At 45.7% G+C, this 24,723-nt stretch carries 22 protein-coding genes, 1 pseudogene and 1 riboswitch; of the genes and pseudogenes, 7 read left to right on the top strand and 16 right to left on the bottom strand.

Annotated elements, in window-relative coordinates:
• Positions 1-536: 536 nt before the first annotated feature.
• Positions 537-992 (top strand): RNA recognition motif domain-containing protein, encoded by a 456-nt coding sequence (locus tag AACT23_RS07120; protein WP_017049959.1) that lies wholly within the window; start codon positions 537-539, stop codon positions 990-992.
• On the opposite strand, the gene murI is transcribed toward AACT23_RS07120, so the two are convergent.
• Genes murI through btuB form a run of 3 tightly spaced genes read right to left on the bottom strand, consistent with a single transcriptional unit; the run spans position 955 to position 4,359 of the window.
• Complete coding sequence (murI, locus tag AACT23_RS07115; protein ID WP_026028593.1) at positions 955-1,758, bottom strand: glutamate racemase; 804 nt, start codon at positions 1,756-1,758, stop codon at positions 955-957. The two genes, AACT23_RS07120 and murI, sit on opposite strands and share 38 nt — an antisense overlap.
• A gap of 30 nt (positions 1,759-1,788) precedes the next feature.
• Positions 1,789-2,478, bottom strand: a complete 690-nt coding sequence (locus tag AACT23_RS07110) for an ATPase (protein WP_445286075.1) — start codon at positions 2,476-2,478, stop codon at positions 1,789-1,791.
• 45 nt (positions 2,479-2,523) lie between these two features.
• Positions 2,524-4,359, bottom strand: coding sequence for a TonB-dependent vitamin B12 receptor (gene btuB / locus AACT23_RS07105; protein ID WP_088731462.1), 1,836 nt, complete (start codon positions 4,357-4,359; stop codon positions 2,524-2,526).
• A 47-nt stretch (positions 4,360-4,406) separates the two neighbouring features.
• Positions 4,407-4,602, bottom strand: a riboswitch (cobalamin riboswitch).
• 160 nt (positions 4,603-4,762) lie between these two features.
• Between btuB and trmA the strand changes: the two genes are divergently transcribed.
• The gene (trmA, locus tag AACT23_RS07100; protein WP_026028859.1) at positions 4,763-5,872 is read left to right on the top strand and encodes a tRNA (uridine(54)-C5)-methyltransferase TrmA; all 1,110 of its coding nucleotides are present in this window, start codon (positions 4,763-4,765) and stop codon (positions 5,870-5,872) included.
• Positions 5,873-5,911: 39 nt separating this feature from the next.
• Here the strand turns inward: trmA and AACT23_RS07095 are convergent, their stop codons facing one another.
• On the bottom strand, positions 5,912-6,103 hold the full coding sequence (locus tag AACT23_RS07095; RefSeq protein ID WP_017042077.1) for a hypothetical protein: 192 nt from the start codon (positions 6,101-6,103) through the stop codon (positions 5,912-5,914).
• A 453-nt stretch (positions 6,104-6,556) separates the two neighbouring features.
• Here AACT23_RS07095 and AACT23_RS07090 point away from each other — a divergent pair, with 453 nt between their 5' ends.
• Both AACT23_RS07090 and AACT23_RS07085 read left to right on the top strand, forming a co-directional pair.
• Positions 6,557-9,658, top strand: coding sequence for a beta-galactosidase (locus AACT23_RS07090; RefSeq protein WP_094126883.1), 3,102 nt, complete (start codon positions 6,557-6,559; stop codon positions 9,656-9,658).
• Positions 9,648-9,802 (top strand): annotated as a pseudogene (locus tag AACT23_RS07085) (substrate-binding domain-containing protein); the annotation flags it as partial. The gene AACT23_RS07090 and the pseudogene AACT23_RS07085, both read left to right, overlap by 11 nt.
• Positions 9,803-9,817: 15 nt before the next feature.
• On the opposite strand, the gene AACT23_RS07080 reads toward AACT23_RS07085, so the two are convergent.
• Entirely contained in the window at positions 9,818-10,195 is a 378-nt protein-coding gene (locus AACT23_RS07080; RefSeq protein WP_013855478.1) for a YijD family membrane protein, read from the bottom strand.
• The gene (gene fabR / locus AACT23_RS07075) at positions 10,195-10,836 is read right to left on the bottom strand and encodes an HTH-type transcriptional repressor FabR (RefSeq protein WP_094126881.1); all 642 of its coding nucleotides are present in this window, start codon (positions 10,834-10,836) and stop codon (positions 10,195-10,197) included. Before fabR ends, AACT23_RS07080 begins: the two co-directional genes overlap by 1 nt.
• 286 nt (positions 10,837-11,122) lie before the next feature.
• On the opposite strand from fabR, the gene sthA reads away from it, so the two are divergent.
• Positions 11,123-12,523: a Si-specific NAD(P)(+) transhydrogenase gene (sthA, locus tag AACT23_RS07070; RefSeq protein ID WP_017048582.1), complete on the top strand. Its 1,401-nt coding sequence runs from the start codon at positions 11,123-11,125 to the stop codon at positions 12,521-12,523.
• Between the two features lie 103 nt (positions 12,524-12,626).
• On the opposite strand, the gene dinF is transcribed toward sthA, so the two are convergent.
• The 3 genes from dinF to lexA form a co-directional block, all read right to left on the bottom strand.
• A complete protein-coding gene (dinF, locus tag AACT23_RS07065; RefSeq protein ID WP_094126879.1) occupies positions 12,627-13,970 on the bottom strand; it encodes an MATE family efflux transporter DinF in 1,344 nt (447 codons plus the stop codon).
• Positions 13,971-14,032: 62 nt separating this feature from the next.
• The gene (locus tag AACT23_RS07060) at positions 14,033-14,851 is read right to left on the bottom strand and encodes a class I SAM-dependent methyltransferase (RefSeq protein WP_088728537.1); all 819 of its coding nucleotides are present in this window, start codon (positions 14,849-14,851) and stop codon (positions 14,033-14,035) included.
• Positions 14,852-14,945: 94 nt separating this feature from the next.
• Positions 14,946-15,569 (bottom strand): transcriptional repressor LexA, encoded by a 624-nt coding sequence (gene lexA / locus AACT23_RS07055; protein WP_026028591.1) that lies wholly within the window; start codon positions 15,567-15,569, stop codon positions 14,946-14,948.
• Between the two features lie 319 nt (positions 15,570-15,888).
• On the opposite strand from lexA, the gene plsB reads away from it, so the two are divergent.
• The gene (gene plsB, locus AACT23_RS07050; RefSeq protein WP_013855485.1) at positions 15,889-18,312 is read left to right on the top strand and encodes a glycerol-3-phosphate 1-O-acyltransferase PlsB; all 2,424 of its coding nucleotides are present in this window, start codon (positions 15,889-15,891) and stop codon (positions 18,310-18,312) included.
• A gap of 81 nt (positions 18,313-18,393) precedes the next feature.
• Here the strand turns inward: plsB and ubiA are convergent, their stop codons facing one another.
• Together ubiA and AACT23_RS07040 are read right to left on the bottom strand one after the other, a co-directional pair.
• Complete coding sequence (gene ubiA / locus AACT23_RS07045) at positions 18,394-19,248, bottom strand: 4-hydroxybenzoate octaprenyltransferase (RefSeq protein ID WP_017042069.1); 855 nt, start codon at positions 19,246-19,248, stop codon at positions 18,394-18,396.
• Positions 19,245-19,799 carry a chorismate lyase gene (locus AACT23_RS07040; RefSeq protein ID WP_094126876.1) on the bottom strand — a complete coding sequence of 185 codons (555 nt, stop codon included), beginning with the start codon at positions 19,797-19,799 and terminating at the stop codon, positions 19,245-19,247. The genes ubiA and AACT23_RS07040 overlap by 4 nt, the downstream gene beginning before the upstream one ends.
• Before the next feature lie 236 nt (positions 19,800-20,035).
• Between AACT23_RS07040 and AACT23_RS07035 the strand changes: the two genes are divergently transcribed.
• Positions 20,036-20,443, top strand: a complete 408-nt coding sequence (locus tag AACT23_RS07035) for a flagellar basal body-associated protein FliL (RefSeq protein ID WP_013855488.1) — start codon at positions 20,036-20,038, stop codon at positions 20,441-20,443.
• Positions 20,444-20,474: 31 nt separating this feature from the next.
• On the opposite strand, the gene glpG is transcribed toward AACT23_RS07035, so the two are convergent.
• The 5 genes from glpG to ftsE form a co-directional block, all read right to left on the bottom strand.
• Positions 20,475-21,308 (bottom strand): rhomboid family intramembrane serine protease GlpG, encoded by an 834-nt coding sequence (gene glpG / locus AACT23_RS07030; protein ID WP_017044871.1) that lies wholly within the window; start codon positions 21,306-21,308, stop codon positions 20,475-20,477.
• A gap of 8 nt (positions 21,309-21,316) precedes the next feature.
• A complete protein-coding gene (glpE, locus tag AACT23_RS07025; protein ID WP_010316900.1) occupies positions 21,317-21,637 on the bottom strand; it encodes a thiosulfate sulfurtransferase GlpE in 321 nt (106 codons plus the stop codon).
• Between the two features lie 394 nt (positions 21,638-22,031).
• The gene (rpoH, locus tag AACT23_RS07020) at positions 22,032-22,889 is read right to left on the bottom strand and encodes an RNA polymerase sigma factor RpoH (protein WP_013855491.1); all 858 of its coding nucleotides are present in this window, start codon (positions 22,887-22,889) and stop codon (positions 22,032-22,034) included.
• Positions 22,890-23,064: 175 nt separating this feature from the next.
• On the bottom strand, positions 23,065-24,033 hold the full coding sequence (gene ftsX, locus AACT23_RS07015; protein ID WP_013855492.1) for a permease-like cell division protein FtsX: 969 nt from the start codon (positions 24,031-24,033) through the stop codon (positions 23,065-23,067).
• Positions 24,023-24,697: a cell division ATP-binding protein FtsE gene (gene ftsE / locus AACT23_RS07010; protein ID WP_010316903.1), complete on the bottom strand. Its 675-nt coding sequence runs from the start codon at positions 24,695-24,697 to the stop codon at positions 24,023-24,025. Before ftsE ends, ftsX begins: the two co-directional genes overlap by 11 nt.
• Positions 24,698-24,723 lie beyond the last annotated feature (26 nt).

The following is a 24,723-nucleotide window of genomic DNA, read 5'->3' as shown; positions in this document are numbered from 1 at the left end:
GTAATTTTAAAGCTATTGTTGTTCCAACAGAACAACAATGAATTGACTGTGCCAAAATCAAGTAAACTTGATTCTGATTGGTCACTCAGTTCATTGATAAATCTTTTTTGATTATCATCAACGAGTGCCCACACAGATTGATAGGTTTATATTGTTAAAGAGCGTTCCTGTCGAACAAGACCGTTAAGTCCGTGTCGCTAGGGGTGCGAATAATACGCTTTAGCTTTTAAGAGTCAAGAGTTATTTTTAACTATCTTTCTCTTTCAACTAGTAACTCGTTTGTGAGGCTTGCCTCACTCCGTGTCAGTGAGGCGGCATTATAGGGAGGTTTTACAATGTGACAAGTTCTTTTTTAAAATCACCCTTCATTCGCTTAAAAAGCCACCAATGTCGCGTTTTATTGAATAAAACTTCAACATTTGAAGGTTATCACAGCAATTGGTTGGAAAAACACCAAGCATAAACGTAAGATTGATGTGTCTATTTTGTTAATCCTAGACATCCTTCTTCTTTTACTTGATATGTAGTATTCCAATATGAACTCTAATAAATCGATTTTACTGGTTGCATCTCTTGCAATAATAGGCGCAATCCTTTTTTCTCTGGTCGCGCTTTCTCCCGCAATTACTTTTGTTCTTGGTGTTGTCTCTTCCGCTCTTGTTTTTAAATTTTTTGGCAGCAAAACGCTAACCGATGATGAGGAGTCAAAACTCTCAACGAAAACACTGTATGTCGGTAACTTGCCATACAAAGCGAATGAAGCTCATGTTCGTGAACTTTTTGCCAAATATGGAGAAGTCTTTGCCGTACGTTTGATGAAAGATAAGCGGACAGGCAAAAGGCGTGGATTTGGCTTTGTTGTGATGGCTTCTGCGAATGTAGATAGTGCTATTTCAGCTTTAAATGAGAAAGACTATATGCAGCGTACATTGAAGGTACGTGTGGCGAATGATCCTAAACATCCTGATGACGATATGTTTGAACAGGAGTAAAACCTAAGTGAGCTAATCGGCTATTGAGCGCGCTTTCTTCCCAAGGAGGTGCGCTTGATAATATCTTGTGTTGTTTGATTTTGCATTGTGGCTCGCTTTTCACACCCAATAGCTCTTGCACACGACGAGCAATAGCTTCTCCGGAATCAACTAGCACGACACTCTTCCCTAATACGGCTTGGATCTCTTCTTTTATTAATGGGAAGTGTGTACAGCCAAGGACCGCCACATCAATACGGTTCACCAAAGGGCTAAGAATCTCTTTTAATTCTGCAAGATCGACAGCTTTGCCCCTCAATTTTTCTTCTGCCATATCCACTAAGCGCGTTGACCCTAGCAATTCAACATTCTTGTCAGATGAGAAATCTCGAATCAAATCGTGAGTGTATTGACGAGTGATAGTCGCTGGGGTAGCAATGAGTCCCACGGCTTTATTTGCCAGTGACGAGGCCGGTTTAATCGCAGGGACAACCCCCACAACTGGTACAGCAAGACAAGAACGCAGCTTGGGTAAGACGATGGTGCTTGCGGTATTACAAGCAATAACGACCAAATCAATGCGCTCTTTCACAACGACATCGCTTACCAACCTAACCACACGCTTAATTAACACCTCTTGATTGAGCTCTCCATAAGGATAAGCTTCATTGTCAAACAGGTAGATGTAGTTTAATTGTGGTAGTTTGGCTTGGACCTCTTGATAAACCGATAACCCACCAACACCAGAGTCAAAGATAAGCACATTAAGCTGAGACGGTTGCGACACTCTGAGCACCTTATAATGAAAACGTTCCGATCATACTCGCTCTTTATCAATTGGCAATGCTCTTGCTCGGTATCTTTGGTGACAAAAACGTTCCCCCAGTTGGAGATACGTCAACTCTAACTCCAGTGTTCCACCCAAAAAACAGGGCGCGTCGGTGACCAGTGTATGAAACTCGCCATTTTCGCCACACGGGTCAACCTCTGCTGGTAAAGAATCAATAAACGCTCGTCCATAAGGTTGTCCACAATAGTCTGTCGTGAGGCTGTGACCATCTGTCGTCATCACCATGGTTTGGATGCCGCGATTTATGATCTCTCGCGCAAGAGCGCTACTATCTTCACCTAACAAGGGCAACACACACTCCCAGCCAGCCGGTTCAATATAGCTTTTGCGATACTCCGCAATGCCGTTACAGAACATATCGCCAAAAGCAACGGCGTCTATCTCTAATCCACTTTGTTTTAATGCGCTGATGATGGTCGATTGATAAAGCTCGTTACTTGGAAATACGGCAGGCAGCTCTATTTTGACAACGGGTAATTTTAAAAGTCGTGCTTGTAGCTCAATTACATACAAAGGGGTGGCGTGAAAGGGCACTTCATCTTCAACATAAGTGGTAAAAATGCCCACCACACAATAACGGCTATCTTCCAGTAATCGCTCTAAAGTGAGGGTTGAATCTTTTCCGCTAGACCAACTGACGATAACGTTCTTTTTCATCATCACACTCGCAAAGTAAAAACCGCCCACAGGCGGTTTCAAAAATCAGAATTGGTAAGTAGCATTTACGTAATATGTACGCTCTGGAGATGGGTATCCACCAGCTGTCTCGTACTCTTCATCAGTAAGGTTCTCGACTCGACCGTTTAAAGTAAGATTTTCATTTACGTAGTAGTTAACTGAAACATCAAACAAACTGTATGCAGCCAACTCTTCAGAGAAGTCTGGTCGCTCACCGACGTATTGGTACCCCAATGACAAATCAACATCATCGAAACTAGCTACCGCGTTATACTTATAAATCTTCTTAGCACGGCGGACTAACTGTTCACCAGATTGGTCTTTTGGATCTTGGAAGTTAGCGCTCACTTGGTGGTTAATAAAGCCTGTATCAAAACCGACAACCATTTCCACACCACGTAATTGGCTTTCACCATCAGTGTTGTAATACTTACTCGTCGCGTAATTATAATCAATTAAGTCTTCAACGTTTGTATCGTATCCAGTAATTGACCAATCAACCTCTTGGATTAAACCACTAAAAGTTAATTCAAATGAATCCGCTTTCTCGGCTTCTAGCTTGTCATTACCGTAGTAACTATATAGTTGATACAAGTTCGGAGCTTTAAACGATGTACCATAGGCAGCCTTAACCACAAGCCATTCTGCGTAACGATAACCTAACCCTGTGTTATACGTTGTTTCAGTACCAAACTGTTCATTGTCATCAGCACGAATGCTCAACTCACCAAACACTTTGTCCGCATCTGCGTTTAATGCAGTGAAGTATGCAACATTGGTTCGATCATATTCAGTATTCGATGGCTTAACGATGTAGGCCTCATCTCGCCAATCAACACCACCACTTAACGTCAGTGCTGAAGTAACTTTGTATGAGTTTACCCATTGAACATTAAGTTGCTCAAGCTCATCAGACGTAGCCGAAGAAGAGTTCTTACCTAGAGACTTTTCGTAATTCCAGTTGTCTTGGTTTTGATAATTAACTAGGAATTCAGACTTTAGCTCACTGCCATTAAATTTAACGCCAGCAGCAACAGTAGAGTTTTGTACTTCAGCTTCTTTGTAAGAGTGGACAGGGTTGCCGGTATTATAATCAACATACGAACCATCATATTGAGAGATAGTCTCGAACATTCGGAAATTCGCAAAGCCACTCCACTGTTGGTCGAAGTTATGTACGTACCCGAGCAAAGCATTACGTGATTCAAACCCATGACGGCCACCATCGTTTACTCCGGGCATTGGGTGAACGTTATAGCCCTCATCAGAATCGTAACCAACCGATGCGTTTAAATGACCGTTCTCGCCAACTTTAGTACCACTAACAAAACTTAATTCTTCATAATCACGGCTGCCTAATCCTGCACTCACTACAGTTTCTTCATTGTCAGAACTGACAACTGTAATGATATTAATCACACCACCAATCGCCTCTGAACCATACATAGCAGCACGAGCACCTCGTACATACTCTACTCGGTCAACAAATGCGATTGGCAGTTGGCTGAAATCGACACCACCTTTTGCAGCGCGAGCAAAACGAATGCCGTCAATTAAGACAAGAACCTGATCAGAGTTAGCACCTCGAACAAAGATCGAAGCTTGCTGGCCTCTACCACCATTCTGTGTAACTTGAATACCCGTTAATCGTTTGAATACATCAGTTAGTGACTTAGCTTGAATACGGGCTATATCTTGACGTGTCACAACCTCCACTTGAGCAACAACACTTTCGGTACTTTGCTCAAAACGGTTAGCCGTAACCACCATGGTTTCGTCAGCAGATGCTTCTTGGGCGTGTAAATTGGAGATAAGTGAAAGCAGCGATGCTACAGCCGCCGCTAAAAGGGATTTATTCATATTGTGATCCTAATTCGCGTAAGTCCTACCAAATCAACCAAAAGGTGGCATAGATTTGGCTGCTGGCAGGTATTCGGACTTGAGAGCTCTTGACCTACTAACCCGACTTCCCACAGCATTTTCCTGCAGTGTCATATTGGGTGTTCGTTCTCTCTTACCGCTGCGCGTCAGTTCTGGATTCACACCAGATTCCCTTTTCGGCCATCTATACCGCTAGATAGCACCAGCTGAGGGCGATACTATGGCTCTACTGATAATTTGTCTAGTACTGATTGGTGTCAGCTATTTTTGTTAGCTCGCAATTAATGACTAATTCAGGACAAAACTGGACAAGCGCGAGGGATTGAATAAAATCTGCGCTCTTTATTATTTGAATGCACCATACCCAAGCAAAGGTAATACCATGGCGACTCTTGATGTAAACCCACAACACTACCAGCAACAGTTGGCGGAAAAGACCGAGCGTCTGACCCAAATGTTCGCACAATACAACATGCCTCAGTTGGAAGTGTTTGAATCACCAGAGCAGCATTACCGTATGCGTGCAGAATTTCGAGTTTGGCACGAAGGTGATGAGCTTTATTACATCATGTTCAACCAAGAAACGCGTGAAAAATACCGCGTTGACCAGTTTCCTGCGGCCAGTCGTTTAATTAATGATTTGATGCCACTTTTGGTCGATGCACTTAAAGGCAGCGACTCACTGCGTCGTAAACTTTTCCAAGTCGATTTTCTCTCCACTCTTAGTGGTGAAGTACTGGTTTCTCTGCTTTATCATCGCCAACTCGATGAAGAATGGATAACCCAAGCAAAAGCATTAAAACAGCGTCTCAATGATGAGGGATTCAACCTCAATTTGATTGGCCGTGCACGTAAAATGAAAGTCGTGCTCGATCGAGATTTTGTGATTGAGAAACTGAACGTACATGGTCAAAGTTACATTTATCAACAAGTGGAAAACAGCTTTACTCAACCAAATGGTACTGTCGCACAAAAAATGTTGGAATGGGCCGTTGACTGCACGCAAGAGAGCCAAGGCGATTTATTGGAGCTCTACTGTGGGAATGGTAACTTTTCACTGGCATTGGCGAAAAATTTCGAGCGAGTGCTCGCAACCGAATTAGCCAAACCTTCTGTTGATTCCGCGCAATACAACATTGCGGCGAATAAAATAGACAATGTGCAAATCATCCGCATGTCTGCCGAAGAGTTTACTCAAGCGATGGAAGGTCAACGTGAGTTTCGTCGTTTACAACAAGCGGGAGTTGATCTCAAAAGCTATCGTTGCAACACCATTTTTGTTGACCCACCGCGCTCGGGTATGGATATCGATACCTGTAAAATGGTGCAAGGCTACGAGCGGATTGTGTATATCTCCTGCAACCCAGAAACCTTAAAAGAGAATTTAGACACTCTATGTGAAACACACAAAGTGACTCGTTTCGCTCTATTCGACCAATTCCCTTACACCCACCACATGGAAGCAGGTGTGATGCTGGAGAAAATTAAATAAGACTTTTAATCGGTATTTAAATTTCGATTTAATCGGCTTTCACGCATTCGTACTGACAACATTACCTATCATGCTGCTCGCTCTGACTAACGGTTTAATCAGGGCGGGCGATGCAGAGCCCATACGATAACCGTTGAGATCACCGCTTACCTTCTGTCCCCAATGCAGAATCTCTGCATACTCACCCAATTCTACAATCAGTAGAGCCTGCCCACCGGTTAATTCAATCAATGGTTATCTGTCATTTTGTCTGACTTTGAAGCAGGAAATTACATCGCATCACAATGAATCGAGCAAAATAATCAGTGAGCCAAACCAAATTCATGGGAACGTTTACAGATTGATTTTGATATAAACGTCAGATCCAAAGCCAATCTCATCAAGGAAAGTTCATCACTCGCCGTTAAAATTGCTTAAAAGTACATTCCAGAGAGGATGATCACACGAAAGAAGAATAAATCCGTTATTACTATGAAAATATAAACCCCACCATGGAAACGTTTCCACATTTTATTTACACTGAGTAGCAAGTTAGGACTCAAAAAATAAAACGATTAGCTACTCTATGTATGGCACTGTTTTTGGCCGCGTTTGCGTCGATTACCAGAGCAAAAAAGTCATCCATTACGGTATTCACTACCGTAGCTCAACACGGTTAGAAACAAAAAATAAAGTAGGAAAACCATGAAGGCATTTTCAGATATTCTCCAACGACGTGACTGGGAAACCCCGCAATCAGTGAATATTCACTGCTTAAAAGCACACAGCCCACTTTCCAGTTACCGAGATATTGACCATGCCCGTGACGGCGTTTACGCCCAACGTCAATCGCTGAATGGCCAATGGAAATTCAAAGTGTTCGACTCGCCAGAACAAGTCGAAGGCGAGTTTATTCAAACCAAATTCAATGACACGAACTGGGATGAAATAACGGTTCCTTCCAACTGGCAGCTACAAGGCTACGACAAACCAATTTACACCAACGTAAAATACCCGTTTGAAGTAAACCCTCCATTCGTACCCGCTGAAAACCCGACAGGTTGTTACCGCACTACGATTTCCCGCTCAGAAGCCGATCTTGCCAATACCCAGCGCATCATCTTCGATGGTGTGAACTCAGCATTCCACCTATGGTGCAACGGCACTTGGGTGGGATACAGCCAAGATAGCCGCTTGCCTTCCGAATTCGACTTATCGCCCTACCTAGTGGCTGGCGAGAATACACTTGCCGTGATGGTGATGCGTTGGTGTGATGGCAGCTACCTAGAAGACCAAGACATGTGGTGGCTAAGTGGTATTTTCCGCGACGTAACTTTGCTTTCTAAACCGCAATACTGCATTGAAGATGTATTCGTCACGCCAGATTTGGATGCGTGTTATCGCGATGGTTCACTATCAATCGTGACGCACATTTCAGCGCCAGATTGTTACCAAGTGCAAGTGCAGCTCTTTGATGGTGAATGCGCGGTGACTGAGCCGCGAATTGATCGCCCGCACAACCGCCGTATTGACGAGCGAGGCACATACGATGACGTGGTATTTCAAACATTGCATGTGCGTGAGCCAAACAAATGGAGCGCAGAAACCCCCAATCTATACCGCCTAGTCGTTTCACTATTAGATGAAAACGGCATACATCTAGAGAGTGAAGCCTATCATGTGGGCTTTCGCAAAGTGGAAATCACTGATGGTCAGTTGAAACTCAACGGCAGGCCTTTGCTGATCCGTGGCGTTAACCGTCATGAGCATCATCCAGAGCTTGGGCATGTGATGACAGAAGAAGACATGATCCGCGACATCTGTTTGATGAAGCAATACAATTTCAACGCGGTACGTACAGCGCACTACCCAAATCACCCTCGTTGGTACGAACTGTGTGACCAATACGGCTTGTACGTGTGCGATGAAGCGAACATCGAAACCCATGGCATGCAGCCGATGAATCGCCTTTCGAGCAATCCACAATGGGCGCACGCATACATGAGCCGCTACACCCAAATGGTGATGCGCGATAAAAACCATCCTTCTATCATCATCTGGTCTTTGGGTAACGAGTCTGGCCACGGCAGCAACCACAATGCAATGTACGCTTGGTCGAAAAACTACGATCCGTCGCGTCCTGTTCAATATGAAGGTGGCGGTGCCAATACCGCTGCAACTGACATCATTGCGCCTATGTACGCCCGTGTGAATACAACGATTGCAGATGAAGCAGTACCAAAATGGCCAATCAAAAAATGGATTTCTCTACCCAACGAAACTCGCCCACTGATCTTATGTGAATACGCCCACGCAATGGGTAACAGTTTGGGGAGTTTTAATGAATATTGGGATGCATTCCGCGAGTTTCCTCGCCTTCAAGGCGGCTTTATCTGGGATTGGGTAGACCAAGGCTTGAGCCAATGGGACGAGAACGGCCAACACTTCTGGGCTTACGGTGGCGATTTTGGCGATAAAATCAATGACCGCCAGTTCTGCATCAACGGGTTGATCTTCCCAGATCGCACTGTGCATCCAACATTGGAAGAAGCCAAATACTGCCAGCGTATGATTCGCGTGTCGCTGCAAGAACAAGTGAAAGGATTCTGTCATCTATTAGTAACTAACGAAAACCTATTTCGTGCAACGGACAACGAGCAATTGAACTGGTCACTTTTGGAAGATGGCAAATTGATTCAATCTGGCTCAGTGGTGCTGAACATCAAAGCCGATAGCCAAGCAACCGTAGAGATTGCTTTTGAATTTACACCTAAAGCAGAAGCGCGATACCACTTGAATACTGACATCACCTTAGTGGCTGAAACACTTTGGGCACCCGCGGGACATGTGAGCGCTTCTGAGCAATTTGCGCTACGCAATACCGCAGGTCTCGCCATGCCTAAATTGGAAACACAACCAGCCCCAGCGATAAGCCAGCAAAAAGGCATGATCGTAGTCACCAGCCTAGATGAGAAGCATCAATGGTGCTGGGATAGTCAAACAGGCTTGATGATTGATTGGCAAGTCGATGGCAAAGCGCAAATGCTGGCGGCACCGCAAGATAACTTCTTCCGTGCGCCACTGGATAACGATATTGGTGTGAGTGAAGTGGATAACGTAGATCCAAACGCTTGGGTATGCCGTTGGGATATGGCTGGTATTGGCCAATGGAAACGCGAATGTGTCAATTGCCATAGCGACATGTTGGCGCATGCCGTGCAAGTAACATCCACTTTCGCTTACCAATTCAACGGTGCCGTGCAAGCCATCACCACTTGGACGCATACGCTGAAAAACAGTGGCGAAATGCAGCTGACCGTTGATGTGACACTTGCCGATGATCTACCACCCATGCCACGTATCGGCTTGGAGTTGCAATTGCCATTGCATGAGCAGAGTACACCAATCACTTGGCAAGGTTTAGGTCCGTTTGAGAACTACCCAGACCGCCTATCTGCAGCACGTTTTGGCTTGCACACGCAAACGCTAGAAGAGATGCACACTCCGTATATTTTCCCAACCGACAGTGGCTTACGTTGTGGAACTCAATGGCTGCAAGTGAACGAACTGGTGATATCTGGCGATTTCCAATTTAGTGTCAGTCAATATGCTCAACAGACGCTGGCAAAAGCAAAACACACCTGTGATTTAATGGCAGAAAAAACCATTTATGTGCGCCTAGACCATCAGCACATGGGCGTGGGTGGTGATGATTCTTGGAGCCCTAGTGTGCACAAAGAATTCCAGCTAACTGGCAATAATTACGTTTACCGAATATCGTTCAAACCAATTTTGCATCGTATTTAAAAACGCACCGATAACGGCTATCGATACTTACAACGATTACGTGGCAGCGGGATGCATGACGCTACGACAAGAAAACGGCGTCCACATCCCTGTGATATGTCTTTGATAGGCTTGGATGACGGTCACATCGCACGCTATATCTACCTAGTCATTGATGACTTAGTCGGTGCGATGGCGACCAAGAAAACCCAATTTTCTTCCAACCCAGAGTAGCAACAACAGCAGTACGAGAATGGCGAAAAAGTTAGAACCAGAATCTGGATATTGTGCTTTGATAAATGCCGAATGACCAAAAGCACCGACAAAGAAACAGGCAAGCGCTACCAATGGAAGATCTTCCGCCACCGGATGGCGCAAATATTCTTGATACAACGCCTGCACAGAAAGCACTAATGCAATCAATGGGAAAATGGAGAACGGAACTTGGCTAATGGTTACCCAAGACAACAAGGCATCGCCGCACATACCTGCGATGAGCGCTAGCACAAGTGTTTTTCTTTCCGAACCACGATGGGTTGTGTTGTTTTCATTCGACATTACTCTATCCCCCCTTTGAGCCGATTACGTTCACGTTCTTTGCGATACCAAAATGCCCCTTTGGCTAGCATTCGCAACTGCATGATCAAACGTTCAGCAAGCTCATCTCGCTCACGTCGATCTAAATCTAAAGCTTCAGCGCCGGAGCTGAACACCAAAATAACGGAAGCTTCGGCCTGAGTTAATGCCTCGTCACGACCCATGCCTATCGTCATCAAATACTCGGTGAGCTCTGCGGAAAAGTGCTGTATTTCTCGCACTACCGCGGCACGAAACTCGCAAGAAGTACCTGAGCGTTCTCGCAGTAATAAGCGAAACACATTGGGACTACTTTCAATAAATTCCATGAAGGTTTCAACCGACGTGCGAATCACACTGCCCTCTTTGACAATGCGCTGCCGTGCTTGGCGCATCAATTGGCGCAGCAGTAAACCGCCTTCATCAACCATGGTTAAACCCAACTCATCCATATCTTTAAAATGTCGATAGAATGAGGTGGGCGCAATCCCCGCCTCGCGGGCCACTTCTCGTAAACTTAAGTTAGAAAAACTCCGATCGGCACTTAATTGGCTAAATGCTGCATCAATCAATGAACGACGTGTTTTTTCTTTTTGTAATGCGCGAATTCCCATCGATTTCATATTAAGTCGCTTCTCTTTTACTATCTGAGCCATACTATAACGTGATTGAGCACGTTGTCTAAGCCACAACATCGCCTCTTTGGACAAAGTGACCAATTAAACAGTCACCTAACCTAATTTCAATCACTCGCCACAGTAAGATGGGCAAAGCAATAGCATAAAGTGGCATTTTCACCTCTCGAGCGTGATCCTCTCCACTCTCTGATGGCAACATCGTTTACCGCACTGATGGATCAGTTAAAATCTCGCTACAGCAATGTTAAACAAATACAACAAGGAATAGAGTATGGCGAACCAAAACCACTTCGATGTCATCGTAATTGGTAGCGGCCCGGGCGGAGAAGGCGCCGCAATGGGTTTGACTAAAGCGGGGTTTAATGTCGCCATTATCGAAAAAGAGAGTAGTGTTGGCGGAGGTTGTACCCATTGGGGCACCATTCCCTCCAAGGCGTTACGCCATGCGGTCAGCCGCATCATCGAATTCAACAGTAACCCTCTATTTTGTAAAAACAACACCAGTATTCATCTCACTTTCTCTGATATTTTAGGCCATGCTAAATCTGTGATTGATAAACAGACGCGCTTGCGCCAAGGCTTTTACGATCGCAATCAGTGTACGCTGATTTTTGGTAACGCTAAGTTTACCCACAAAAATACCGTGGCGGTTACGCACGCTGACGGCAGCATCGAAAAATACAGCGCCGACAAATTTGTGATTGCGACTGGCTCACGCCCTTATCAACCTGATGATGTTGATTTTACTCATGAACGAGTTTATGACAGCGATTCGATTCTCTCGCTTAAACACGATCCTCGCCACATCATTATTTATGGTGCAGGCGTCATTGGTTGCGAATACGCTTCGATTTTCCGAGGCTTAGGGGTCAAAACTGACCTCATCAATACCCGTGACCGCTTACTTTCGTTTCTGGATAACGAAACGTCTGATGCACTCTCGTACCATTTTTGGAACAGCGGCATTGTGATTCGTAATGATGAAACCCATGAAAAGATTGAAGGCACTGACGATGGTGTGATCGTTCACTTGCAATCGGGCAAAAAAATGAAAGCCGACTGTATCTTGTACGCCAATGGACGCACGGGCAACACTGACAAATTGAACCTCAAAGCGGTGGGCCTGAATGCCGACTCACGTGGCCAACTGGCCGTCAATCGTAACTATCAAACCTCGGTGGAGCACATCTACGCAGTCGGTGATGTAATTGGCTACCCAAGCCTTGCGAGCGCAGCCTATGATCAAGGTCGATTTGTCGCTCAAGCGATTGCTCATGGTCAAGCGCAAGGGCACTTAATTGATGACATTCCAACTGGGATTTACACCATTCCTGAAATCAGTTCAGTGGGCAAAACAGAGCAAGAACTCACCGCGGCCAAAATTCCGTATGAGGTTGGCCGCTCTTCGTTTAAACACCTCGCACGAGCACAAATTTCTGGCAAAGATATCGGCAGCTTGAAAATTTTGTTTCACCGAGAGACAAAAGAAATTTTAGGTATTCATGTGTTTGGAGAACGCGCGGCTGAAATAATCCATATCGGACAGGCAATTATGGAGCAAAAAGGCGAAGCCAATACCCTCGAATATTTCGTCAATACCACCTTCAATTATCCAACCATGGCCGAAGCCTACCGCGTGGCGGCGTTAAATGGCCTGAATCGATTGTTCTAATCATCGACCTAATTCTGCCTGCTAATGGAATGAAAGCCGCTAACGAGTGCGGCTTTCTTTTTGGTAACCTAGTGAGTGAAGTGCTTAGGGATAGATTCGGTGATCAAGTGAGAAAAACACCGCGTCGCCATTGTGAGATAAAGACCACACCTAAACTGATGCCGCGCATCGCCATAAAGCTGATCATCGCCATCCACAGGGCGTGATTACCCAAAGACTGAGCCAGATAGAAAACGCTGAAAAAACTGCACATCGCGACAAACATGCTGTTGCGCATCTCTTTACCTTTGGTCGCGCCGATAAAAATACCATCCAATAAAAAACACCACATCGCGGTTAACGGCATCGCCACCAGCCACGGTAGATAACGGTTAGCCGCTTGCTGAACTGCGTTAATGTCAGTGATCAGCGTGATCAACGCCGATCCCCACACCGCAAACATCACCGTTAACGCTAAACAGATTAGCGCACTCCAGAAAAAACTGCCGATCAGAGCACTTTTGAGCTGCGTCTCACTTTTTGCACCAATCGCTTTGCCAACCATGGCCTCCATCGCATAAGCAAAACCATCCATGCCATAGGAGATCATCATCAAAAAACTCATTAAGACAGCGTTAGCCGCCACGGTTTGATCACCAAAGGCCGCCCCTTGAAAGGTCATAAAGCTAAACGCCGCCTGCAAACAGAGTGAACGCAGGAAAATATCGCGATTCAATTTCACAAAGCGGCTAAGACCTTGTGTCACTAAAACACCTAGCTGCAGTGGCGAAGGGAGTTGATGCCACAACCAATAGCGCCAAACACACAATAAGCCAAAGCTCATGCCCGCATAATCGGCGATAACCGATGCCAGCGCAGCACCTTCCACTTTCCAGCCGAAACCCAACACAAACAGAATATCCAACGCGATGTTGGTTAAGTTAGTGATGATCACCATCCACATCGGCGCTTTAGCATTTTGCGTGGCTAACAGCCAGCCGAGCAGTACAAAGTTGGCCAATGCGGCGGGCGCACTCCACGCTCGAATCACAAAATACTGCAACCCATATTGCTTTACTTGCTCACTGGCACTGCTGGCTGAAAAAATCGCATCGCCAATCCATCGATGCAGAATCAAAAACAACAACGCAAATGCCAGTGCCATCAAGAGCCCTTGCAACAAGACTAACGCCAGTTTTTGTGGCGACTGTTCACCGTATGCTTGCGCCGCAAGGCCTGTGGTCGACATTCTTAAAAAGCCGAGTAACCAGAAAGTGACACTGACTACCGTACCGCCAAGCGCCACTCCACCTAAATACCAAGCGTGTTCCAGATGACCGATCACCGCCGCATCAACTAAACCTAACAGCGGTACAGTAATATTGGACAGCACCATAGGTATCGCCAGTAGCAACACTTGCCGATGTACGGAACGATTCGATAACGTTTGTAAAATAGATTGCAACACGTTGACCTCTCATGGGTGAGAGCAAAGTGTAGCGGAGTGATAGGAGGACGGCTAGCGGTTACTCACCAACGGACATAAACTAAAACGGGTGTTAAGCGCAGCTTGTAAACCATCACCTTACTTAACCAACGTTGCCATAATTTCCAGCGGCCACAATGTTGATCGAGCGGTGAAAACGTTTTTGCCGACGAAGCCCAAGGCAAGACATTGAGTACCGCTTCGGTTGGATTAGCAAAACCATGTCCGTAATGGCCTGAGCCCATTTTCTGACCTAAAGTGGAAGCAGTTTTGTCTCCAGCCAGCATTAAACAAGCCGCCGCATTAGAAAAATGCAAACCCAATGCGCGGATAAAATAGGTGAGTTGCTGCGCCGTACAATCTAATAACGCATGCTCACAAACGATTAAAACGGCGGAGGACTCCGCAATAGGCAATGCATCCAACCACTGAAGATCATCGACACTGCCACACACATGTTGATAACGCTCACTGCGATGAAACAATTTCTGCCGCCACAGCAGGTTTTCGGTGATATCGAGTTCTATCCAATGGCAGCGCCCGTTGTCTACCCGATAAAAACGGGTATCTAACCCAGCACCGACATTAATGATCCATCCATCAGGGTTACGCTCAATAAACGCGCGCACTTGTTGATCGCACAATTGCGTTAAGGTGGCATGCAGCAATTGTTTTTGATCAATATCACCGCTTAAACATTCGGGGGCTAAGTGACAGCTCTGGCAGGCCTTTGCAGCGATCGGATCATACACTAACCCGTTATCAACCAAACTTTCGCGGCTACGAAACCACAACGGTTGAACTAAATTGGTTGGAATATGATGACGTGGGGTTAGTGAATGTTTATCGGTAGGCATTACCATCTTCCTTATGTCGCAACTCGATGTAACAACAAAGAAGATGATAATGAATATCAGTTAGAATAACAAGTTATTGAGAATAGATCTCAATAATAAATTACATCCAATCGGTATTGCGAATAATGCCGACGGCCACACCTTCAATGGTGAGCTGCTGAGATTTAAGATCCACTTCAATTGGTGAGAACGCTTCATTCTCTGCGTGCAATAACACGGTAGAGCCTTTGCGTTCTAGACGTTTTACCGTCACATCATCTTCAACACGCGCCACCACCACTTGCCCATTACGCACATCTTGTGTTTTGTGCACTGCGAGTAAGTCACCGTCCATAATGCCAATATCTTTCATACTTTCGCCTTGCACACGCAGTAAGAAATCCGCTTGAGGGCGAAACATATTGGGATCCACTTGGTAATGCGCTTCGACATGCTCTTGCGCCAAAATAGGCTCTCCCGCCGCGACTCGACCAATTAAAGGCAGGCCAAGATCTTCTGGCTCATTGGCAGCTTCAAGTAAGATACGCAACCCACGAGAGGCACCCGGAATAATTTCAATCGCTTGTTTACGAGCCAGTGCTTTTAAATGCTCTTCTGCGGCATTGGCGGAACGAAAACCCAGCTCGCGTGCGATTTCAGCGCGAGTCGGTGGCATTCCGGTTTCGTCGATCTTACTGCGGATAAGATCAAATACTTGTTGCTGGCGGGGCGTTAACGGCTTCATATCTCACCTGTCTGTTTATACAGTTAACTGTGAGTATATCCAGTAATCGAATAAATGGAAGAGCGGACGCTTATTTTTTGGCTATTTACAAAAAATGCCGCAATCGACCGATAAATACCTTACCGATTCACTCACTGCGCTCGCAAGTGATGCTGTTTTACTAAACAATAATGATTAAAAGGTTTGACCAGTTTCTGGTATCCTTGCGGCTCAAAAATAGCTAGCCGCTTCGGCGCATATCGATTTCTCTGAGTATCAACTCACAGGGAAATGGACATGCGCTTAAGCATATTGAAATATTCTTGAGGCGACGACCTTTATGTCTTCTGGACACTCATTATCTCGTTCACTACTAAAATTACCTTTGTCTGCGTTGGTCAAAGGCACGGCGATCCCTTCTAATCCAATAGAAGACCACGGCATTGATATTCACAAGCCGATTGTTTACGCCTTACCTTTTCGCTCAAGTGTTGATTTGCTCACCTTGCAAACGCACGCCAAAGAACTGGGTTTACCTGACCCGCTGCAACCACTTGAGCTAAACGGCAAAAGTTTTGCCCGTTATGTTTTCATCTCGGCGCGCCCAACCTTGATGCGCAATGATCAGCACGTTCCTAGTGACTCTATCGCTCTTTTTTCTGAACTGCTTGAGCTACATAAGTTTGATACGGAATTGGACGTTCAAATGATCCCAGCAACGGTGCTTTGGGGACGTAAACCAGGTAAAGAGGGGCAAGAGAAACCCTATCTCCAAGCCTTAAATGGCCCACAAAAAGCACTCGCGGTAATTTTTGCTGGACGCGATTGCATGGTGCGCTTTAGCCCCGTCGTTTCACTGCGCTATATGGCTGATTCACACGGCACCGACGAATCTATTGCGCATAAATTGGCACGAGTGGCTCGTATTCATTTCTCTCGCCAAAAGCTGGCAGCTTCTGGGCCAAATTTGCCCAATCGCCAAGCGCTGTTTAACCGCCTAATTAAATCACAAGCGATTGAAAAAGCGATTGAAGATCAAGCGAAAGCCAACAATATCTCCCTCGAAAAAGCGCGCAAAGAAGCGCATGACATCATGGATGAGATTGCCGCTGATTTCTCTTACTCCTTAATCAAGAAAGGAGAGCGCATACTGGGCTGGTTATGGAACCGCATTTACCAAGGGCTTAATATAAATAATGCCGCCACCGTGCGTCGCCTTGCGCAAGATGGACACGAGATTGTCTATGTCCCTTGCCACCGCAGCCATATGGATTATCTCTTACTTTCTTATGTGCTGTATCGCGAAGGTATGGTGCCACCGCATATTGCTGCCGGAATCAACTTGAACTTTTTCCCAGCAGGTCCGATTTTCCGCCGTGGCGGCGCATTCTTCATTCGTCGCAGCTTTAAAGGCAATAAGCTCTATTCGACCATTTTCCGCGAATATCTGGCCGAGCTATTTGCCAAAGGCTATTCAGTTGAATATTTCAGCGAAGGTGGCCGTTCACGCACTGGCCGTTTACTGCCAGCGAAAACAGGCATGCTGGCGATGACCATCCAAGCCATGTTGCGCGGCCTTAACCGCCCGGTGACCCTCGTGCCGGTTTATATCGGTTATGAACACGTGATGGAAGTGAGCACTTACGCCAAAGAGCTACGCGGCAAAAGTAAAGAGAAAGAAAATGCGGGTTTAGTGCTGCGCACGATTCGCAAGCTGCGTAATTTTGGCCAAGGCTATGTCAATTTCGGCGAACCGATCCCGCTGAACCAATACCTTAACGAGCAAGTGCCAGAATGGACGCAAGATATTGACCCTATGGGCAGCACCAAGCCGCAGTGGATCAACCCTATTGTTAACCAACTGGCCACCAAGATGATGACGCACATTAACGATGCGGCGGCGGCCAATGCCTTAACTTTGTGTGCCACCGCGTTACTTGCTTCACGCCAAAGCGCACTGGCTCGTGACAATTTGGTTAAGCAAATCGACTGCTATTTATCGCTACTAAATAACGTGCGCTACTCAGCAACCTGCACTGTGCCTAAAGCCAGTGCGGAAGAACTGGTTAACCATGCACAGTCGCTCGACAAGTTTGTAATTGAATCCGATACCATGGGTGAGATTATTTCTCTTGACCGCAATCAGTCGATTTTGATGACCTACTATCGCAATAACATCATTCATCTGTTTGCCATTCCCTCACTGATTGCGCAGATGTTGATCCGCCAGCAAACGCTATCACTAGAGCAGATAACCGCCAATGTGGCACTGATTTATCCCTTCTTAAAGCAGGAGCTGTTTTTAAGCTTTGCGCAAGATGAACTCGCAGATGTAGTCAACGCTTACGTTAACGAACTGCAACGTCAACAATTAGTGACGCTAGAAGAGGGTGTCGTGGCTATTAATCAAGCCAAAACACAAGTGTTGATGCTGCTCGGTCGTACCATTTCAGAAACCCTACAACGCTACGCGATTGCTCTCAATCTACTGGTTGCCAACCCTGAAGTGGGCAAATCAGATTTAGAGCAAAAAAGCCAAGAAATTGCACAACGTCTTGGCCGTTTGCATGGCATCAATGCCCCTGAGTTTTTTGATAAAGGGGTATTCTCCGCCATGTTTGTCACGCTCAAAGAGCAGGGCTATTTGGATGTTGATGGCAATTGCCATTTAGAACCAACCGTTCAGCTAGCACGCCTACTTTACTCGATGCTCTATCCTGAAATTCGCTTAACCATTCAAGAAAGTCTCTGCCAAGCGAACTAATCAGGCGTAAGAAACAGTAAAGGCATCCCAATGGATGCCTTTACTTTATTCGTGAAGTACTTACAAAAACTAGTGAACTACTTACCAAAACGCAAAAAGCAGGCCCAACGTTAACACCATGCCAACGTGATTGTTATTGAGAAAAGCGTGGAAGCATAAATCACGATCACGATGACGAATTAAACGCTGCTGATAGACAAACAGAGCCGCTGCAGCCAATACTGACCAATAAAAACTCGCCCCTAACTGATAATAACCACCAAGTGCGATCATCAACGCCAGTACCAATAACTGTAAAATGCCGATGATGATTTTATCAAAACGACCAAATAAAATAGCGGTCGATTTGACTCCGATATTGATATCGTCATCACGATCAACCATCGCATACTGCGTATCATACGCCACAGTCCACAACGCATTGATCAAAAATAGCCCCCACATCACCGCTGGCAATTCGTTGGCTTGCGCCGCCCATGCCATCGGAATAGACCAACTAAAGGCCAGCCCTAATACCAACTGCGGAAGGTGTGTATAACGTTTCATGAACGGATAAACAAACGCTAATGCGATACCAACAAAGGAGAGCTGAACCGTGAGTGGATTCATGGTCAAAACCAGCAGGAAAGAAGTGATACCTAGCGTTAAAAACAGTGCAATCGCCTCTTTGGTTGTCACACGCCCGGCAGGCAAAGGCCGCTGTTTGGTTCGTTTAACATGTCCATCGACTCTGCGATCGGCAAAATCGTTGATCACGCAACCCGCTGAGCGCATCAACAACACCCCCAACACGAATACCAATAATACTTTAGGATCGGGGAAACCTTGCGCGGCTAAAATCAATGCCCATAAGGTTGGCCACAACAATAGCAAAGAACCAATTGGCCGGTCCATGCGCATCAGTTGCCAATAAGCACGCGCCTTAACCAAAGTCATGACACTCTCTCCTTAGAGTAAATCGGTGAAAAGGGTAAAAACAGCTCCGCAACTAACATCGGTTTATTATTCATCCATAATCGTGAACGGCGTGCAAGCAACGGCCCCTCTTCCATCATTGCCCAGCCCACTTGTAGTGCGTCACGCTTAACGTGCTCAGCACGAAAAACCGTTAACCCAAGCGGAATATCACCTTGGCGCGCTAAGTCATATTGCTGACCCAGCATCGAAGATTGAGGAATTAAAGTACGGCCTAAAACCCATGGCAGTTGATCACCACGCAGCACAACCTGACGTAACAAACAGGCTTCATCAGATAACAGAGCCATCTCATCGCCCTGTAATTTTTCTGCCTCAACGAGCTTATTGTGCAGTAGTTCAACGCTCAGTTGCTGACACTGCGCCTCTAAGACGCGAGATAATGATCCTTGCTCTAAAAGCCAAGACTGAGAAACCTGATCAGGAAAAGAAAAAACGTCAGGTTGTTGCCAAATTACTTCTCGCAAAGCAGACAGATAGAGCGAAATTGATTGATTCATACTAGTATTCAATTAGTGGCTTTATCAACATACAATAAAGGTCCATTTTTGGTTAACACAACCATAAAAAGCGCTCACTCACAGAATCCCTCGGTTGGAGGTTAAAAACCCGCTTGTAAAAACGGGAAGCGACAACTGCGGTATATTCCAAACAACGAGATAAGCATTTTGATTACAATCCGATGCTCTATTGTAACAAGACTCAAGCGATTCGAGTATCGTGAACCAACTAAAGAAAAGATAGAAATATGCTTAAACGTTATGTAGCCCAAATAATTATCGCCCTAAGCTTGTTTTGTGCGTTACCAAGTTATGCACAAGATGAAAAAGCGCCTAGGCTGGCGTACTTTACCTTAGAGCCGGATCTCACCACCAACTTTTTCACCAAAGGAAATAAGTTAGGTTACATCCAAGTTCGTATCGACGTGATGGTATCCAGCGACGCCGATTTACCCGCCGTTGAACGGCACCAACCACTGATTCGTGATGCCATCGTCGAGCTACTCGGTAAACAGACCGAAGAGACGATAAAATCACTCGCAGGTCGGGAAGATTTAAGAAAAACGTTGGTAACAGAGCTCAACGCGGTGTTACTGCCTGAAATAGGCCGAACCATTATTGCTGACCTACTGTTTACTAAATACATCTATCAATAGAGCAGCGATTGCCGCTCTATTGATGTTTTGCTTAACGAGTTCGATGACGGCTGGCGTCATTTAATCCAAAGGCGATTCCTGCAAATAGACCCGCTAAATGCGCGCTGTTGGCAATCGCCATAAAGGGTTGTACAAACCCGAGCACCAACCACACCAGCATGAAACCGATCACGGGTTTGGGCATTTGCAAGCCAAGATTAGGGGCTTTCCAACCGAGCATCCATAGATAACCGACCAACGCATAGACCACACCCGATAAACCACCAAAATTGGCTCCTTCAACCCAGTACTGAGCCGCACCGGACAACAATGCTGACACTAAAAATAGCTGTCCAAGTTTGAATGAGCCAAGCCGTTTTTCAACATCGCCCCCCAACTGCCACCACCATAACAAGTTAAAGACGATGTGTAGCACAGAGAAATGAAGTAAAGCATGACTAAACCAGCGCCAAATCTGCCATTGCTGCCCAGCCAAAGCAGGAAAATGTAATGCAGAAAATACTTGATTGGCTAGCCCAAACTGCTGCAATGCAAAGATAATGGCGCATGCCATCATCACGCCCAGAGTTAAAGGCCCAGCTTTGGCTTTGAGCATCGCCAACATGCTCGGTGAACGATATTGAAAGTGACTTTTGCGGCTTTCAGCCACATCCCATGAAGCGGCTTGATACTTTCTGTCATTTGGATTGTGCAGAAAATGGTTGAGTTCCGCTTCGGCTTCAATCTGATGTTGCTCATCAAGTAACCATAACGCAAATTGACCACTCCCTTCCGGCATCATTTGAATCTCAATTTCACGAGAGGCCATGTAATCAATAAAGGCTTGCGCCATTCTTGGGTTATTGAGCGTGATCAGTCTTAACATAAGTCATCCTAATTGCTGGTTACGGGCAAGCCTGCACGATGCCAAGCTTCGAATCCACCATCCACACTATACACCTGTTCAAAACCTTGGTTAATCAGATACTGTGCAGCACCTTGGCTGCTAATACCGTGATAACACATCACTAAAATGGGTTGGTCAAATTCGCTTTTTTCCATAAATGAAACCATACTGTCGTTGGTTAAGTGGAATGCGCCATTTGCATGTGCAACCGCAAAAGATTGCGCATCACGAATATCCACTAATTGCGCATCATGTTGTTCCATTAAAGCTTGTGCTGCTTGAGCATTGATATGTTGAAACTGATCCATCGCTTCCTCTGATTGGTTTTATTTTTAGCGTTTGATTGTAACCTATCCCAAGGCAATCAAGTACACGGCCTTTATAAGGTTATCCACCACTGATCACTTTTTCGCCGTTTGTGGATAATCTTGTGGATTGCGTTGATAAAGTAGTAAATGAGAAATAGATCCACAACATGTAGTGATGATCCTTACTTTTCTGTGTGTAACACAATACATATCCCCAAATATAAAACGGTGTTCAAGCCTTGATTTAACCGACTTGATGACAGCTCACGAATAATTTTGTCACAGAGTTATCCACAATCAGCGCGCTGAAAATTTGATCACTTAAAGTGATCAAAAATAAAAAACCGAGATCGTAAAATCTCGGTTTTTAATGCGCTTCACAATGAGTCAGTGATTAGAACTCGCCGACAGCATCCTTTAGCTTCTTCATTGCATTTTTTTCTAGCTGACGAATACGCTCAGCTGAGACACCATACTCTTCCGCTAACTCTTGTAGCGTAGCTTTTTGATCATCCAACCAACGAGAGCGCACAATATGTTTACTGCGTTCATCTAAGCTAGCCAACGCCAAGCTTAAACGATTGTTGGTGTGATGCTCCCAATTCGCCGCTTCAATGTTATCCGCAAGATCCGAATGCTTATCTTCGAGATAAAGCACAGGTGCCGTGTAAGAAGAGCTCGAATCATCGTCTTCCGCCGACATTTCAAAGGTGGCATCTTGCGCGGCTAAGCGTGATTCCATTTCTCGCACTTCAGCCGGGTCAACGCCCAACTCACGGGCAACCGCTTCCACTTCACCGCTATTAAACCAGCCTAAACGCTTTTTCGATTTGCGTAGGTTGAAGAATAGCTTACGTTGCGCTTTCGTGGTCGCTATTTTTACAATGCGCCAGTTGCGTAACACGTATTCGTGAATTTCAGCTTTGATCCAGTGCACAGCAAAGGAAACCAGTCTCACCCCAACTTCTGGGTTGAAACGCTTCACCGCTTTCATTAAGCCAATATTGCCTTCCTGAACTAAATCCGCCATGGGCAGGCCATAACCAGAATAGCCACGAGCAACGTGAACAACGAATCGAAGGTGCGATAAGATCAACCCTTTCGCCGCTTCAATTTCACCTTTGTAATGTAATCGCTCTGCGAGTGACCGCTCTTCTTCCGCGCTCAGCATTGGGTAGCTGTTCACTGAACGAATGTAGCTGTCTAAGCTGTCTTGTGAAACGAGAGCCATTTGATACGTTTGGTTTGTCATTCAATTCCTCATCAATTTCTGATCTGGAGTAATGGATGTTTTTAACCCGACAATCTTGAACCTAAAATGAACAAGATTCAAGCAAGGGGAAACTATTATGCATAAACAAGTCGCCTATACAAGTGCTGTGGCTAAAGCTAGCCAACAGTTATTGCCTACATATGACAATATTCAACTAAACTGGTTCAATTTCTTTTAAATGACGCTGCGCAGATACTTTTGCCGCTACGCATCCTAAGAAAGTACCGAGCATCAACAGCAGTAAGGATTCATCCCAACTTAGGCCAATAAGACGAAAACGGCTGTCATACAGTAGGGCAAGATCTTCAACGGCACCGTTCAATAAAATAGTCACAAAAGCGGTTAACAGCCAAGCGGCGAATGCGCCCAACAAGCCAAACCACATGCCAGCATAGAGATAAGGGCGCAAAATGTAGCGATCGGTGGCACCGATCAATTTCATGGTTTGGATCTCTTCTTTATTGGCTTGTACGTTAAAGCGCAAGGTGTTGCCCACAATCAGAAATACAGCGCCCAACATCAATACCGATAAACTCGCGACAATGATCGCCGCTAAAGTTCGAATGGCGTTTAACCTAGCAAGCCAATCTTCATCCAAGCGAACATCCGTGACGTCTTGTTCTGCTTGTATTTTTTTCGCCAGCGCTTTGATTTGCTCTTGCTGCTCAACCTGCGGGGTAACAATAAGCACGCCAGGTAAAGCGTAATCATCCAATAAACTAATGGCTTGTTCAAACCCGGCGTATTGACTCAGGTCATCCAATCCTTGCTGCGGTGAGATGTACTCCACGCTGGCGACATCGGCCAAACTTTCTAGCTCATCTTTCAACACCATAATTCGTGCTTCAGGTGTGCGCTCATGTAGATAGACACTGATCTGAGCAGGGCTGGTGACATTATTGGCTACAGACGCGATATTTTTGCTCAGCAGGTACATACAGGCTGGCATCGCAAGCGCCATCGAAATAACGGCGAGCGTTAAAATATTGCCGAGTGGGCGTGACCATAAACTTGAAAATGAGGCCTTGGCCTGCTTAAAGTGGATGGCTAAGAAACTATCGGTTTTGGCCCGTTTCGGTTCACGTGCTTTCGCGTTCCTTTTATTCGACGACTTAACGGCCATAGTCTTCTACCTCGCTTAAAAAACCTTGGTTAAGTTCTAAATGACGATATTGAGGACGCGTGTTGACTAAGCTGATGTCGTGCGTCGCAAGCAAAATAGAGACTCCGGCACGGTTAAACTCTTCAAACAGTTTAAGCACACGGTTAGAAAGCTCTGGGTCTAAGTTACCCGTAGGCTCATCGGCCAGCAGTAAGGTAGGTCGGTTCACGACCGCTCTTGCGATACCCACTCGTTGCTGCTCACCCCCAGAAAGTTGGCTCGGTAAACAGCGTGCTTTGTCTAATAGATCAGTTTTATCCAGCGCGGCTGAGACGCGACGCTTAATTTCATTTTCTGAAATCGATTCAATGCGCATTGGCAATGCCACATTGTCGTAAACCGTTCTGTCCATCAGCAAGCGATGATCTTGAAACACAATGCCGATGTTGCGGCGTAAAAAGGGAATATCTTGATTGGGAATACGCGTAATATCGTGACCGTTAAAGCTGATGCGCCCATCGGTTGGACGCTCAATCGCACAGATTAACTTCAACAAGGTACTTTTACCGGCTCCGGAGTGCCCACCCAAAAACGCCATTTCTCCTCGGCGTAGGTGAAAGTCGACCTTTTGCAGCGCCTGACGGCCTCCGCGATACGCTTTGCTGACTTGTTGAAACTTAATCACTCGCTATTCCTCTCACCAGTCTCCAT

Source organism: Vibrio sp. V09_P4A23P171 (assembly GCF_963875615.1).
Taxonomy (GTDB): Bacteria; Pseudomonadota; Gammaproteobacteria; order Enterobacterales; family Vibrionaceae; genus Vibrio; species Vibrio anguillarum.
Note: the sequence above shows the minus strand (reverse complement) of the source record. Positions and strands in the feature narration are given on the sequence as shown.

Coding starts and splice junctions, on each gene's coding strand:
- AACT23_RS07120 (WP_017049959.1), top strand. CDS start 537: ATGAACTCTAATAAATCGATTTTACTGGTTGCATCTCTTGCAATAATA.
- AACT23_RS07110 (WP_445286075.1), bottom strand. CDS start 2,478: ATGAAAAAGAACGTTATCGTCAGTTGGTCTAGCGGAAAAGATTCAACC.
- btuB (WP_088731462.1), bottom strand. CDS start 4,359: ATGAATAAATCCCTTTTAGCGGCGGCTGTAGCATCGCTGCTTTCACTT.
- trmA (WP_026028859.1), top strand. CDS start 4,763: ATGGCGACTCTTGATGTAAACCCACAACACTACCAGCAACAGTTGGCG.
- AACT23_RS07090 (WP_094126883.1), top strand. CDS start 6,557: ATGAAGGCATTTTCAGATATTCTCCAACGACGTGACTGGGAAACCCCG.
- AACT23_RS07080 (WP_013855478.1), bottom strand. CDS start 10,195: ATGTCGAATGAAAACAACACAACCCATCGTGGTTCGGAAAGAAAAACA.
- fabR (WP_094126881.1), bottom strand. CDS start 10,836: ATGAAATCGATGGGAATTCGCGCATTACAAAAAGAAAAAACACGTCGT.
- sthA (WP_017048582.1), top strand. CDS start 11,123: ATGGCGAACCAAAACCACTTCGATGTCATCGTAATTGGTAGCGGCCCG.
- AACT23_RS07060 (WP_088728537.1), bottom strand. CDS start 14,851: ATGGTAATGCCTACCGATAAACATTCACTAACCCCACGTCATCATATT.
- lexA (WP_026028591.1), bottom strand. CDS start 15,569: ATGAAGCCGTTAACGCCCCGCCAGCAACAAGTATTTGATCTTATCCGC.
- plsB (WP_013855485.1), top strand. CDS start 15,889: ATGTCTTCTGGACACTCATTATCTCGTTCACTACTAAAATTACCTTTG.
- ubiA (WP_017042069.1), bottom strand. CDS start 19,248: ATGACTTTGGTTAAGGCGCGTGCTTATTGGCAACTGATGCGCATGGAC.
- AACT23_RS07035 (WP_013855488.1), top strand. CDS start 20,036: ATGCTTAAACGTTATGTAGCCCAAATAATTATCGCCCTAAGCTTGTTT.
- glpG (WP_017044871.1), bottom strand. CDS start 21,308: ATGTTAAGACTGATCACGCTCAATAACCCAAGAATGGCGCAAGCCTTT.
- glpE (WP_010316900.1), bottom strand. CDS start 21,637: ATGGATCAGTTTCAACATATCAATGCTCAAGCAGCACAAGCTTTAATG.
- rpoH (WP_013855491.1), bottom strand. CDS start 22,889: ATGACAAACCAAACGTATCAAATGGCTCTCGTTTCACAAGACAGCTTA.
- ftsX (WP_013855492.1), bottom strand. CDS start 24,033: ATGGCCGTTAAGTCGTCGAATAAAAGGAACGCGAAAGCACGTGAACCG.